Origin of the sequence: Okeanomitos corallinicola TIOX110 (assembly GCF_038050375.1) — a bacterium.
Taxonomy (GTDB): domain Bacteria; phylum Cyanobacteriota; class Cyanobacteriia; order Cyanobacteriales; family Nostocaceae; genus Okeanomitos; species Okeanomitos corallinicola.
In genome coordinates this window covers 1,341,130-1,355,209 of sequence record NZ_CP150886.1, presented here as the reverse complement: position 1 = coordinate 1,355,209, position 14,080 = coordinate 1,341,130, and the positions used below count along the sequence as shown (strand labels likewise).

The window sequence follows — 14,080 nt, the reverse complement described above, 5'->3', positions numbered from 1 at the left end:
GGGATGGGAATTAAGAAATCTGGCTGCAAACATTTTGGTCAAGACATTACTACCAAGAAATCAGAAAATTAGATAATAGTTACTAATTGTTGACTAATTTTTGTGGTGTTAGTCGTCTTGATTACCAAAAGCCATTTGTAAAATCATCGGTATACCTCCGTCTTGGTGATACTTATCTGCCCAAGCGCGGACAATTTCATCTAGTTCTTCCATAGCTTGCTCCATTTTTTCCATTGGGATATCCAGTTCTTCTACAGCACGCATAGAATGGGTTTTTCTCTCTGCCCAGTTTTTCATCATGCGAAAATAGCGAGCAGTGTCTTCGACCATCGTATAGGTACGTTCTTGGTCATCTGCTGGGGCATAGAAAGGACGAGTTAGGGCATAAAACGGCATTCCCCAAGGTGAGTCAATGCGTGTAACTGTTCCTGAGTAAAGCAACCGACGTTTAATATGCTCTGCTAGGGCTTCACTCAAAGGCATTTGATGGTTTTGTGGTAATTCCTCTTGCGATCGCTTGTGCAAGAATTCAATTAATTCCAAAAACTCAAAGGAAGTTACTAACTGAGCATCAGGCAAGTTTTTAGGCAACTTGCGCTCAATTTGTTTTTTCTCTTCCCCTGTCAAACTTGTTCCTGGAACACGGGATCTCCCTGGTTGCCAAGGAAATTTCTCCATCCAGACATAGGGCAATTGAATCAAGTAGCGTGGTTCTTGAGAACCTAGCATTTTCAACAATTTACCTTCAGTCAGAGCCAGTCTGACTTCTTCAACTATAATTTTTACTCGCTTTGGCTCAAGGTGATGCAAATGCCCAGTCATTCGCAGGTTTTGTCCCTGCTCCAGATAGGTCATATAAATCGCACATTTAGCTGCCGTTGCTGCTGCATCTAAAAATGCTCCATGCCTATGTCCACTGGTTCGCATGGCACTAAACGCCAGATAAAGCATGATCTGATCCATCGCACTTGGACCAAGACGTTTGATCAGATCTATGTCGTTAGTCATATTCACAGACGGATTAATTGCACGTTTACGAAAAAAATGGTAATCAAATTTAAACTTCACATTTTACACCTAAATGCAAACTTTGTCTTCACTCACTGTGAAGATTTTTATGCTTTCCCTAGAAAATTTCTATGGAAATAATTTTCAGGTAGGGTGTAAATAAGTTTTTATTTTGAACAGACGAAACAGCGCTTATTAATACTAATACCAGTTACCTTTAATGTAGTTTAGGTAATTGATGCACTTAGTTTTAGTAAGTTACCGCGCTTTTAAACTGTTCTTTTTAGTCAGTAGATATTTCTACTGCTAGGTTGTTCACTATTAAAATCAACTTTTAGTTTAGCACCAAATTTATCAAGATTTAGAAATATGAAAATAATTTAGGAATACGCTAAATTATCATTCTGTATATTTACTTTTCTTGTTTCTTGATCATTTAATTTTTGGTACTAGATGATTTTACCAGATTTTGCATTTTTTCAAGACTGATACCGACTGCACCACCAGTTACTAATAAAACTCCCAATATTTGCAGAATATCTAATTTTTCCTGAAGTATTAATCCAGCAAAAATTACAGTTAAAACTGGGACAATTGCACCAATGATCGCAGAGCGTGGTCCTCCTAATTTGCGAATACCAAAGTTGTTAAATAAGTAGCCACAAAGAGTAAGAACACCTAACATAAAAGCACTTAAAATCACTTCCAGTAAATTGGTTGTTCTAATTGCTAAACTCCAATCAGTTGGTAAAAGTACTAATAAGCAAATAAAGCTCAATAGCAACATGGTAGCGAAGTTAATTAATGCAAAGGAAACTGGATGCAGTGTTGGAGCGGACAACCTAGTAAAAATTACGTATACAGCAAAAGCTATTCCGGACATTATTCCAGAAATAATTCCCAGAGAAATATTACTAGGAGGATTAGAATAACTGGACAAGATTAATAATTGACCACAAAAAATACTAGATATAGCACTAAAAATGAATAAATTTGGTCGCTCACGAAATAGAAACCAGGCTAATAGTCCAGTCATCATGGGATAAATAAAGAACAAGGCGATCGCCACACCAGTTGTAACTTGACCAATGGCAATATAAATCAATACTTGAGATAAGAACAAAAAGCTACCACTGGCAATTGACAACAGCAAAACAGGCTTTTTTTTAGTTGTTTTCTTCGTAGCATTTTTACCTACAGAATTAAATAAATTTTGTAGGTCTTGCCAAACTGTGGGATGAAGAATAGGCGCTAACAGTAACATTAAAGGCACAACTACTAATAATCTCAGCATCAAGATAAATAAAATATTTCCCAAGGTGGGAGAGATTAACTGTTGTGTTTCAAAGTTTCCTAATAGATCCGAACCTTGGTAAAAAAGTGCTTTGATAATTACGTTATAAAGAGAAGAAGTTACCGTTGACAATACAACCAATAGAAAACCTATTTGTACTGGCGACCAATTTGGAGAGCGACGAGAACGGGATCTTTGTCTGGGTGGTGTTACTTCTTGTTTTGGAGCTAGTTGGGGAAGATTTGTCGCTAATTTTCCTCTTGAAGATTCAGAATTGGAAACAGAAAGTGGTTCTGGTGGTTTTTCTGTGGATGGTTCTGGTGTTTGTGTAACGTCAGAGTCAGGAGTGGAAATAGAAACCAGTTCTGATGGTGTTGGAGCTTGTGTAACCGACAAGTCAGGAGAAGAAACAGAAAGTGGTTCTGGTGGTTTTTCTGTGGATGGTTCTGGTGCTTGAGTAACGTCAGAGTCAGGAGCAATAACAGAAAGTGGTTCTGGTGGTTTTTCTGTGGATGGTTCTGGTGCTTGAGTAACGTCAGAGTCAGGAGCAATAACAGAAAGTGGTTCTGGTGGTTTTTCTGTAGATGGTTCTGGTGCTTGAGTAACAGAAGAGTCGGGAGTAGGAACAGAAATTGGTGCTGATGGTTTTGCTGGTGGTGATACAACTACAGCCTTTTTGAATGAATTTTCACTTTCTGGTGCATCTTGACTCAATACAGAAATAGGTTCAGGGATAATTCTCTCTGAGGCTGTTTCCGAGAAACCATTAGTGTATGGTTCTGACTGTAATACTGTTGGCGCCCCTGGTGTCAAAACTGGCAAAGAATTTTTATCTTTATTTTTCTCCAGTTCTTCCTGTAAGCGCTGAATAAATTCGGCTAATATTTCTTCCCCTTGCTGCTGCTGACTGTACATCCTTAACAACTGCTGAGAAAGATTACCTTGATAATTTTTTAGTTCTTGCTGGAGTGAACTAAAGGTAACTGTTACCGTATCATCCAGATTATTTAACATCTGGTTGACATTTTCATTAATGTGACTAGCTGTGGTAGAAGTAGCTTCAGCTGACCTGAGTACCTCTTGACTAGAGGATTCGTCTTTAGTTGATTGGTTAGCTATGTTTTTGAGTGAAGATTGCAGTTGAGAAGATATGTGTTTTGCCAAAACTTCCGCTAACTGACGAATTAGAACTTGCTGTTCTGTGATTTGACGAGCTTGTTGTAATTTGTCCTTTTCTTCTACTAATCGCTGAATATCACTAGCTAGACGAGTTTTTTCAGCCTCTAGTCGCTTGACATCATCTTGTAAAGACCTAAGAAAATTTTGTTGCAAATGTTCTAGGTCTTCAACTACATCCCAGAGGGCATTTTCTGCGGCTCTGGGCAAGTCGCCTCTGCTTCTTTGATTTTCTGATCGCTTTTCAAATCGCCCCATTAGTTTCTAACCTCTGACACCTTGAAGATAAATTAGTTATCAGTTGTAAGTTTTTAGGCTGTTGACTGTTGACTGATAACTGTGCGCTGTTGACTGTTCATTATTGACTGTTAACTGATAACTGTTTCCAAGCTTTGTGTATTAGTAGTTTGTTAAAAACCAAATTTGTGCGAAGTGTAAATTGTGTGACAGTTTCCGTTGCGGTGGAGAATTAAAGTATTGTTCTGTCAACTATAAAATATATTATTGTCCCTTAGACAATATTCTAATCAATAGGCAGCAATTCTGCAAAACTCTACAGTTTAGGCATGATTGCGAGGTATAGCTACTTTTTATTGACTAGGATTTGGTTTTAAGATTGGAGTAAAGCACCGAAAGTTTGTTGAGAAAACAGCGATTTTACTTAATTTGTTATAAGATAATGTGTTAAATTCATATAATAACAAATAGGTAAGAATCTTCATAAAATTCAGTTTGCATTTAACAGTATCCGGATGATACTGAAGATTATTGCGCTGATTACGGCACTAATGGGGACTGTAATTACCCAAGCTGCGGCGATCCCTTGGAGTGTTTGCAGTCTGATTGATTTGAGGTTTTGCACTATGCCAATCCCAACGACACCACCAACTAGGGCGTGAGATGTGGATACAGGTAAACCTAGTTTTGAGGCTACTAAAATGGTGGTGGCTGTGGCTATTTCGGCACAGAATCCGCTACTAGGTTCTAATGGTATGATATTTTCACCAATGGTAGTAATGACTTTTTTGCCGAGTATTGCTAGACCTGCAACTATGCCTGTAGCTCCAAGAATCATAATCCATAGAGGGATGGTGATCCCGTCGTTGGGGACGCTATGGTTTTGATTAATATAAAAAATTACTGCTAAGGGTGCGATCGCATTACCGATATCGTTTGAACCGTGGGCAAAGGCTACAAAACAAGCACTGATTAACTGGAAGCGGGCAAATAATTTTTCGATGGGATTGTCTTTTAAAGTTTTCCAGTTATATACTGTCAAGCCTATTGCGGCTATTGCACCTGTAAAGATGGGGATGTCGTGAGGGGGAATGTTGAAACCAATGTTTTCGGTTACAAATTTGGTCAGTGGTTGAGTTAAGGATGGCAGAACTATTACACCAAATATACTCAGTAAAATTACACTTAACCAAGGCATCCATTCTTTTATTTGTAGGCGGGGATCAGGTTGAGATAAGATCCAAGTTTGGATGAGGCTGTAAAAAAAGGCAGCGATAATGGCACTGATAATTGGGGTTAATATCCAGCCGATTGTAATTACACCAATAGATGACCAGTCTATGGCTTGTATTCCTAATCCTACCCAGGTAAAGCCGGCGATCGCCCCAACTACTGCATGAGATGAGGAAACTGGTAAACCCAGCGAGGTGGCTATTTGCAACCATACTCCTGAGGAGATAAGGACGCTGATCATTCCTAATGCGAGAGTTTGGGGTGTGGAAGTGAATAGTTCAGGGTTGGCAATTTTTGTCCCTAGTGTTTCTGTTACCCCATGTCCAAAGAATACTGCACCTGCAAATTCTAGAACTCCAGCAATTATGATTGCTTGTTTTAAGCTCACCGCTTTAGAACCAACGGAAGTTCCCATGGCGTTAGCAACGTCGTTCGCTCCCAGGTTAAAAGCGACGTATAAGGCGAGGAAGGTAAGGATAATCATGGTAAGAGGGGGAGAAAAGATTTTTCCCAGTCACCAATCCCCAATTTAGGGATAAATGAGGATTTTATAGGTTTCTGGGGTGGGTGCGATCGCCTGATTTACGGCTTTTGATAAATCTTGCAAGGAATAGCGATCGCTAATTAAGGCTGTAACATCAATACGGCGATTAAAGACGATATCTGCTGATAAATTTTGTAACCTGTAGGATGAGCTATAACTACCCATTAAGTCTATTTCCCGACGGTAAAGAATGTTGGGGTTGATGGGTATTGCCAATTCATCGGGAAATTCCGCAAAAAATAGGATTTTTCCACCTTTGCGGGTACAGTCTAAGGCTTGAAAAAATGCTTTATCACTGGGAACTGCTAACAGGGTGACATCAACACCTAAACCCCCAGTTAAGGCTTGAATTTTGGCTGGTAAATCAGGATCTCGTGCATCAAAAGCCGCTTCTGCTCCCACATCTAAGGCTTTTTCAATTCGGGAAGGAAGTAAATCAGTGGCGATCGCTTTTGCACCAAAATACTTAACTAACATAATAAACATTAACCCTATTGGACCAGCCCCAGTCACTAATACTGTTTGTCCTGGTGCAATTTGGGCTTTTTTGACTGCTTTTAAACAACAGTTGGTTGGTTCGACAAAACTGGCTTCTTCAAAACTAATATCATCAGGAATAGGAATCAAACCACCATTTTGGACAATATGACCTGGTACTTTTACATATTCAGCAAAACCACCACCACTGGCGTTAAAACCTGCGGTAGTGGAGATATTTTTGTAAACATCGCACATGGAAAAATTATCATTTAAGCAATAAGCACAACGCATACATGGTATATGGTGCATCACTGCTATCCGTTGTCCTACCTTCCATCCTTTGACATTTGCACCCACAGCAGCTATAGTTCCGGCGGTTTCATGTCCAAATATACGTGGTGGTTCATACAGAGGATAACGAATTTTTTTGATGTCTGATTGACACAAACCTACTACCTGCACTTGTACTAGCACTTCATCCGCTGCTAGTTCAGGAACTGGGATTTCTTCGTAGGATAATTGATTTACGCCTCTAAATACTTGTGCTTTCACGTTGCTTCCCGTTTACTCAACGTTATTAGATTTAACATTTTGTGGTGATCTTGAGGTGATGGATGTGGGGATTTTTTGGTGAGAAATTGTAAATCTTCTATCTGGCACTATTAAAATTTAAGTAGGCCAGAATTTTTAAGTGCTTATGAATTCAAAATTTGAGACTGAAAAGGACAAGGAACAGATAAATCAAAAAACGGAAGATGAAAAGGTTTTATGTCCTCATTGTCAGCGGACTGCAACAAATGGCATAAAATGCAAGGGTATTTGTGTTGCTGATAGCGATTATTGAAAGATTATGTGCGTTACGCTGTCGCTAACGCACCCTACACATTTTTTTTATTTTAGTGACCTTAAAATTAAATCCTGCCAAAATACAGTCTAGATATAGAAGTAATTGAAAATTTAGGAGAGGAAATTTTTGATTTAGAGACGATAGAAGATTTAGTAAATTGGCTAAAATGTGTCTGAGAAATTCGGGTTAAAACTAGAAAGTATTTAACCTTTGAAATAAAAGTGCGACTTTATCCAAGTTTTTATCTCCTGGTGAATTTTCTACACCACTGGATAAATCAATGCCATTGGGATGTAGTTTACTCAGAGCATCTATGATATTGTCTGGTGTGAGTCCTCCGGCTAAAAACCAAGGAAGGCGGGGTTTAAATTCCTGTAACATTTGCCAGTCTAGGGTTTTTCCTGTTCCTCCTAGTTGTTGGGGATGGTAGGCATCAAGTAGTAATGTATCTACCACATCAATATAGTTATTAGTTGTTTGTAAATGTTCTAAACTACGAACTCTCAAGGCTTTGATAATTTCGACTTGGGGTAAAGCTTGACGGAGTTGGGTACAAAATTCTGGTGATTCATCTCCGTGTAATTGAATAGCAGTTAATCCAGAAGTAGTTACTATGTGGCTGATTTCTGTAATATCGCTGTTTGCAAAAACGCCTATTTTATCAATTTTATCAGATAGTGGCGCGATCGCTGCCTGAATCTGCTCTATGGTAACGTAGCGTGGTGAGGTGGGTACACAAATAAATCCTAATGCTGTTGCACCGAGTGCAGCTATAGCTAGAGACTGTTGTGGTTGAATTATACCGCAAATTTTTACTCGCATTTAAGTATGACAAATTAGTGTGAGAAATTAAAAATAATTACAAATTTACAATAATTTGGCGGAAAAACTTTTGCTTTGTCCTACGTAATCCTATAATTTTGTAGGCTTACATTCATTTTTCATTGTAGGAGAAGACGTTTTGTTATCATCTATTTTACTAGCAGCCGCAGCATCTGTACCTGCAACACCTGAGTGGAGTCCTACAGTGGGGATCATTATCAGTGCCAGCAGTTTTGTGGTACTTTTACTCAGTTTAGCGAGTAAAGCTCCCAAAGTTGGACCCCAAATGCCTATACTTCCCGTGAGTGTAGCAGGGTTTATTGGTGCAATGGCTTTCGGTCATGTAATTGGTATTGGTATTGTTTTAGGACTGACTAACATCGGTCGCTTATAAGTTCATTTTAATACTCTTTTTCAATTTAGAGTAATATTTGAGCGGTAGGTATTAAAATACTTGCCGTTTTTTTATGTTTTGTTATGGTTACAAATATTTTAATGGCATTAATAAAGTATTCAAAGCGTTTGTTAGCAGTAGCATAACGTACAACAATCTTGTTGATTGTGAGTTACAAACCTCATTCTAAGAAACACTACAGTATTTTGTTGAAAAGTCAAGTAGTAATCTTATAGATTGCATTAATCTGAATAAATTGTTTATCCTATAAATAGGCAAATATTGCACCTGCGCTAGTTGTAATTCATAAACTGGGGTTTTAGGGTGGATAATAATAGAAACTAGATAAATAGACATAATGCAAAATAATAAAAATTGGCAAATAGGATCTTTATTTGGTATTCCACTATTTTTAGATCCTTTATGGTTTTTAATTGTGGGGTTAGCAACTTTAAATTTTGGTTTTGCTTACCAACAATGGGGAAATTTGGTAGCTTGGAGTGCTGGGTTAATTATGGCACTGTTGTTATTTACTTCGGTGCTGTTACATGAGTTAGGACACAGTTTAGTAGCGCAATCCCAGGGGATTAAAGTTAATTCTATTACTTTATTTTTCTTTGGTGGTATTGCTGCTATTGAGGAAGAGTCAAAAACTCCAGGGAAAGCTTTTCAAGTAGCAATTGCTGGGCCTGCGGTAAGTATTATATTGTTCTTTTTGCTAACTTTAGGATCTAATCTCATTAATGAAAATACTTTATTGAATTTCATGGTGAGGGATTTAGCAAGAATTAACTTAGTGGTGGCTTTATTTAACTTAATTCCTGGTTTACCTTTGGATGGGGGACAGGTGTTAAAAGCAGCACTGTGGAAAGTGACAGGCGATCGCTTTCAAGCTGTACATTGGGCAGCACAATCTGGTAAAATTCTGGGTTATAGTGCGATCGCTTTAGGATTTGTGATAGATTTCTTCACCCAGGAATTAATCACAGGTTTGTGGATTGTTTTATTAGGTTGGTTTGCAATTCGTAACGCCAATAGTTATGATAATGTCACCACATTACAAGAAACCCTGTTGAAACTTGTAGCTGCTGATGCAATGAGTCGTGATTTTCGGGTAGTTGATGCAGAAAAATCATTAAGAGAATTTGCAGATGTATATTTATTAGAAACTTCCTCTCATCAGGTTTATTTTGCTGCATCTGATGGCCGTTATCGGGGTTTAGTGAAAGTTGATGATTTGCGAACAACTCAAAGAAGTGAATGGGAAACTAAAACTTTACAAACAATAGTTCATCCGCTGGATACCATCCCCACTGTCACTGAATCTACTTCCTTAGCAGAGGTGATTAGTAAGTTAGAAAATGAACAAATAAACCAAGTTACTGTACTTTCTCCCGCTGGTGCTGTGGCTGGTATAATTGATAGGGGTGATACAGTTAAATGTTTAGCACAAAAGTTAAATTTACGAGTTACAGAATCGGAAATTAAAAGGATTAAAGAAGAAGGAAGTTTTTCCCCTAGTTTACAACTGGGAGTAATTGCAAAATCAATCAATGAGTTCTAAAAATTTGGGATATAAAGAAGTCAGGATATCGAGAGATTTAGAAAGAAAATATTGGCAATTCTGATTCTTAAATATCCTGAATTCTTCATTTTGTATCCTTACGAAAATTTTTATACTTTTAAACTCGACTGCTGCGTTGAAATAAAGTCCATAAATAAATAGCAATTATAGAACCAATTATTGCTACTAAAACACCAGGAATACTTAAAGTTGCAGCTGTAAATTGTAAAGTTCCAGTGCGGAAGAGTGTAAACAAAGTACCACCAATAAAAGCACCAACAATACCTAAAATCATTGTTGATAAAATTCCCCCACCTTGAGAACCTGGGTAAATAGCTTTAGCGATCGCACCAGCTAAAAGTCCTAAAATTACCCAAGCAATAATATTAATCATTTTTTTGATTACCTTTATATTTTGATATGTATCAAACTTATCGGCTATTCAAAACAGTTATTTCTATCTGATGATATATTTTGTTAAATCAAAGGATATATTGGGGAGACACAAAAGATGTTTTTTACCTAAAAAATATACCCGAACTCTTAGAGAAATCGGGTATCTGATTAATTACCAATCACCAATCACCAATTACGATTAATTAAATTGCGCGAGAGAATTTTGCTTCTCTCATTCTGCTATGAGTATCAAAGGTGACAGCAATATTTCTCACTAACAATCTACCAATATCTGTGATTTGGATTTCGTCAGCTAATAAATGTACCAACCCATCAGCTTCTAGGGGTTTTAATTCTGCTAATTCTTGACAGAAATATCTATCAAAATCAAGATGATATTTACTTTCGATATCTGATTTATGTAGCTGAAAATGAGACATAATAGACATAATTACATCCCGTCTGATGATATCATCTTGGCTTAATTTAAAGCCTTTACTGGTAGGAATTATCCCTTCTGTAACTGCTTGATAATATTCCTTTAAACCTTTATGGTTTTGAGCATAAGCATCTTCTAGCATACTAATAGAAGTAGCACCAAAACCAAACAGTTCTGTTTCTGCGTGGGTAGTATAACCTTGGAAATTGCGTTTGAGAGTTCCATTTTGTTGAGCGATCGCTAATTCATTATTAGTTTTGGCAAAATGATCCATCCCGATAAACAAATACTCGTTATTTGTTAACTCCTCGATAGTCATTTTCAGAATATCTAACTTTTCCTGCGCTCCTGGTAGTGCATTTTGATCAATTCTTTTTTGTACAGGTTTCATCCAAGGTACATAGGCAAAATTAAACACGACAATTCTATCAGGATCTAGGTCAATTGTCTTTTGTACGGTTTCCCGAAAAGTATGCAGATTTTGATGGGGTAAACCATAAATTAAATCTACATTTACACTGTCAAAATTAGCATCTTTAATCCAACCCATTGCATCAATCAGCATTTTTTCTGGTTGAATTCTGTTAACTGCTTCCTGTACTATCGGATTAAAATCTTGGATACCAAAACTAATCCGATTAAAACCAATATCCCTGAGAAATTGGATATACTCTTTATTAATATAGCGGGGGTTAATTTCAATCGAAACTTCCGCTTGTGGATCAATAGTAAAGTATCGGTTAATCTTGTTCCACAAAAATTCAACTTGATGCAGATCCAAATAATTCGGTGTTCCTCCACCCCAATGAATTTGCAGTACATTACGGCTTGTATCTATTAGTTCTGCGGTATTTTTGATTTCCTGTGCCAAATTTTGTAAATAAGGCTTGGCAATATTCTTATTATTAGAAATCACCGTATTACAACCACAGAAATAACAAGCACTTTGACAAAAAGGAATGTGGAAGTATAAAGATAGAGGTGTTTGACGTTGATTAGAATTACAGATCGCTAACTCAAAATCTTTAGCTGTGAACGCTTCAGTTAATTCTGTAGCAGGTGGATAACTTGTATATCTGGGTGCGCGAGTGTCGTACTTTTGAATCAGATCAAAATCAAATTTTACCCCAGGTAATAGAAAAACCATCAAAACCTCCGAGTTACTTGTAATTTTGCCTAGTAGTTGTAAGAATTGTCAATTTTACTTTGGGAATAATTATGAATATTTTCCCAATGTAGTGTTGTAAGATTGGCAATTTTTTTGTAGATAAATGCCAATATATTTGTATGTTCCCGTTGTAAACACGGAAACTAAATAGCTAGGAATTACTTCAAGAAACCCGGTGTTATGCAAATACTGTTACTATCAAACTAGGTCATTATATGTAGCTCGACCTAAAGCTTGAATTAAAATCGGTTCTAATTCTTTGATTATTTCCATATTCAAATAGAAAGCACTATTTGCTTCTGCTACAATTTTATCAGCAGTGGCATCATCAACAGGTAAAGTATCTAACGCTTGACGATACTTGTTTTTAAATGCTTGCTTATCTGGTATTTGGGCAAAGTTATAAAACTCAGTTCCTTCATATCCAGATAGTTTTAAAGCTGACTGAGCAACTTTTTGTAGCATTTGTCCTCCGGAAAGATCACCCATGTAGCGAGTATAGGCATGACCTAATAATAACGCAGGTTCATGATTTGATAGTTCACAAATGCGAGCAATATAATTTTTAGTAGCTGGCGATGGTTTAATGAAATTTCGCCACAGATTACCATTGTAAAATTCTATATCTTTTTCCAAAGATGCTTGACGATTTAGTTCAGGAAAATACATTATACTAATGACAGGATGTTGTTTATGCTTCTCAATTGCAGCTTCTAGTTCGCTGTAAACAAAATACAAATTACTCAGGAATTTACTAAAACATTCTCTGTCTACAACTCCTTGGACAAAACATTTCATAAAACCAACATTTTCTGCATCTGTATGAGCTTGGTGAGTACCAGAACGCAGTTTAACAGCTAAATTGTTACTCATTGTTACTTCCTTCATTTTCAAGAGAAAAGTGTGGAGAATTTCACCGACTTGTTTATCAGTTTGCCGTCGGTGTCAACCTGAAAAAATGCTATTGTAGGTTTATGAGGTGCTGGCGTAATCTATCTAGCAAATACCACCGCTAATCCAGATCATGCCTATTTTTATCTCATACAAAATATTTAACTATCAATCTTCTTAGAAATATAAAGATATTCATATTTCTTTAGACTTCAAAAATAAAATATTCAAGTAATATAGGTATTTAAGCTGTGTTGAAATAAAGTTAAATCAGGTAATTTAGTACAATTTACTTTCAATAATTTAACTGATGACTACTCAGCATTAATTATGCTTATATAGTCTTTACAAGAGTAAATATCAACAGGATGATTATGGTCAAGTCTTTGGAAACTCCCCCAGTTGAGTTACTAAAACCTGGTGTTAAAGCACCCGTGCAAGAAACATTATTAACACCCCGGTTTTATACCACAGACTTTGATGCTGTGGCGAAAATGGATATTTCTGCTCATGAAGAAGAAATTAGAGCGATAGTTGATGAACTCAAAGCAGATTATAACCGCCATCATTTTATCCGTGATGATGAATTTAAACAGTCATGGGATCACATCCAAGGTGAAAAACGCCTTGCTTTTATTGACTTTTTAGAACGTTCTTGTACTTCCGAATTTTCTGGATTTCTACTATTTAAAGAATTATCCCGTCGTCTTAAAAATAGTAGCCCTTTGTTATCAGAAGCTTTTGATTATTTAGCACGGGATGAAGCTCGTCACGCGGGTTTTTTAAATAAGTCAATGGCGGATTTTAATCTTTCCCTTGATTTAAGTTACTTAACTAAAAATCGTACCTATACCTTCTTTCCACCAGAATGGGTAATTTACACAGTTTACCTATCGGAAAAAATAGGTTATTGGCGTTATATTTTAGTATTTCGTCACATGGAACAAAATCCAGAATTCCAGTTTTATCCTTTATTTAGGAAGTTTGAAAGCTGGTGTCAGGATGAAAATAGACATGGGGACTTTTTCAAGGCTTTGTTACGTTCTCAACCCCAATTATGGAATAATTGGAAAGCACGTTTATGGGTACGTTTCTTCTTGTTAACTGTCTTTGTTACCCACACTATGACAGTTTTTGAACGGTCAGATTTCTATGAAATTTTAGGAATTCATCCCCGTAAATACAACACTCAGGTAGTTACAGAAACCAACAAAACTGCATCTAGAGCGTTTCCTGTCACCTTAAATACAAACCATCCCTATTTTTTCTGGTATTTGGAACAATGTGCAATCAATAACCAGAAATTAATTGAACTCAAGAACAGTAATGAGTCGGGAATTACTAAGTTCTTCCAAAAAATACCATTGATTAAAAATATAGTCTGGTATATGCTCAAACTTTACCTGATTAAACCTATCAATGCAGAAATGACTCGTGAAACTGTGCGTTAATTTCTGTTGAGTTTAGGAAGGTTTGTATTATTTTTAATTGCTAATCTCGCGTAATTCTTTATTTTTTGCTATTTCTGATATCCTCAATTTCCTAGAGAAGTTGAGGATTTAATTTTTTACTTTAATGTTACCAAGT

12 protein-coding genes are annotated in these 14,080 nt (G+C 36.7%); 4 read left to right on the top strand and 8 right to left on the bottom strand.

The window, feature by feature from the left end; all coding sequences use genetic code 11:
- Window positions 1-108: 108 nt before the first annotated feature.
- The 4 genes from hetR to WJM97_RS05860 form a co-directional block, all read right to left on the bottom strand.
- Complete coding sequence (gene hetR, locus WJM97_RS05875; RefSeq protein ID WP_353932107.1) at window positions 109-1,008, bottom strand: heterocyst differentiation master regulator HetR; 900 nt, start codon at window positions 1,006-1,008, stop codon at window positions 109-111.
- A 436-nt stretch (window positions 1,009-1,444) separates the two neighbouring features.
- Window positions 1,445-3,736, bottom strand: coding sequence for an EamA family transporter (locus WJM97_RS05870; RefSeq protein ID WP_353932106.1), 2,292 nt, complete (start codon window positions 3,734-3,736; stop codon window positions 1,445-1,447).
- A 469-nt stretch (window positions 3,737-4,205) separates the two neighbouring features.
- Window positions 4,206-5,432: an inorganic phosphate transporter gene (locus WJM97_RS05865; RefSeq protein ID WP_353932105.1), complete on the bottom strand. Its 1,227-nt coding sequence runs from the start codon at window positions 5,430-5,432 to the stop codon at window positions 4,206-4,208.
- A 45-nt stretch (window positions 5,433-5,477) separates the two neighbouring features.
- Window positions 5,478-6,524 (bottom strand): zinc-dependent dehydrogenase, encoded by a 1,047-nt coding sequence (locus tag WJM97_RS05860; protein ID WP_353932104.1) that lies wholly within the window; start codon window positions 6,522-6,524, stop codon window positions 5,478-5,480.
- 363 nt (window positions 6,525-6,887) lie between these two features.
- On the opposite strand from WJM97_RS05860, the gene WJM97_RS05855 reads away from it, so the two are divergent.
- On the top strand, window positions 6,888-6,995 hold the full coding sequence (locus WJM97_RS05855) for a DUF4351 domain-containing protein (RefSeq protein ID WP_353933117.1): 108 nt from the start codon (window positions 6,888-6,890) through the stop codon (window positions 6,993-6,995).
- Between the two features lie 16 nt (window positions 6,996-7,011).
- Here WJM97_RS05855 and WJM97_RS05850 read toward each other — a convergent pair whose 3' ends face one another.
- The gene (locus WJM97_RS05850) at window positions 7,012-7,641 is read right to left on the bottom strand and encodes a phosphoribosylanthranilate isomerase (protein ID WP_353932103.1); all 630 of its coding nucleotides are present in this window, start codon (window positions 7,639-7,641) and stop codon (window positions 7,012-7,014) included.
- A 139-nt stretch (window positions 7,642-7,780) separates the two neighbouring features.
- Between WJM97_RS05850 and psaK the strand changes: the two genes are divergently transcribed.
- Together psaK and WJM97_RS05840 are read left to right on the top strand one after the other, a co-directional pair.
- Window positions 7,781-8,035 (top strand): photosystem I reaction center subunit PsaK, encoded by a 255-nt coding sequence (gene psaK, locus WJM97_RS05845; RefSeq protein ID WP_353932102.1) that lies wholly within the window; start codon window positions 7,781-7,783, stop codon window positions 8,033-8,035.
- Window positions 8,036-8,393: 358 nt separating this feature from the next.
- Window positions 8,394-9,599, top strand: a complete 1,206-nt coding sequence (locus WJM97_RS05840; protein ID WP_353932101.1) for a site-2 protease family protein — start codon at window positions 8,394-8,396, stop codon at window positions 9,597-9,599.
- 118 nt (window positions 9,600-9,717) lie between these two features.
- Here the strand turns inward: WJM97_RS05840 and WJM97_RS05835 are convergent, their stop codons facing one another.
- From WJM97_RS05835 to WJM97_RS05825, 3 genes are all read right to left on the bottom strand, one after another.
- Entirely contained in the window at window positions 9,718-9,990 is a 273-nt protein-coding gene (locus WJM97_RS05835; RefSeq protein WP_353933116.1) for a GlsB/YeaQ/YmgE family stress response membrane protein, read from the bottom strand.
- A 208-nt stretch (window positions 9,991-10,198) separates the two neighbouring features.
- Window positions 10,199-11,581 carry an oxygen-independent coproporphyrinogen III oxidase gene (hemN, locus tag WJM97_RS05830; protein WP_353932100.1) on the bottom strand — a complete coding sequence of 461 codons (1,383 nt, stop codon included), beginning with the start codon at window positions 11,579-11,581 and terminating at the stop codon, window positions 10,199-10,201.
- Window positions 11,582-11,800: 219 nt separating this feature from the next.
- The gene (locus WJM97_RS05825) at window positions 11,801-12,475 is read right to left on the bottom strand and encodes a heme oxygenase (biliverdin-producing) (protein ID WP_353932099.1); all 675 of its coding nucleotides are present in this window, start codon (window positions 12,473-12,475) and stop codon (window positions 11,801-11,803) included.
- Window positions 12,476-12,867: 392 nt separating this feature from the next.
- Between WJM97_RS05825 and acsF the strand changes: the two genes are divergently transcribed.
- Complete coding sequence (gene acsF / locus WJM97_RS05820; RefSeq protein ID WP_353932098.1) at window positions 12,868-13,944, top strand: magnesium-protoporphyrin IX monomethyl ester (oxidative) cyclase; 1,077 nt, start codon at window positions 12,868-12,870, stop codon at window positions 13,942-13,944.
- Window positions 13,945-14,080: the final 136 nt, after the last annotated feature.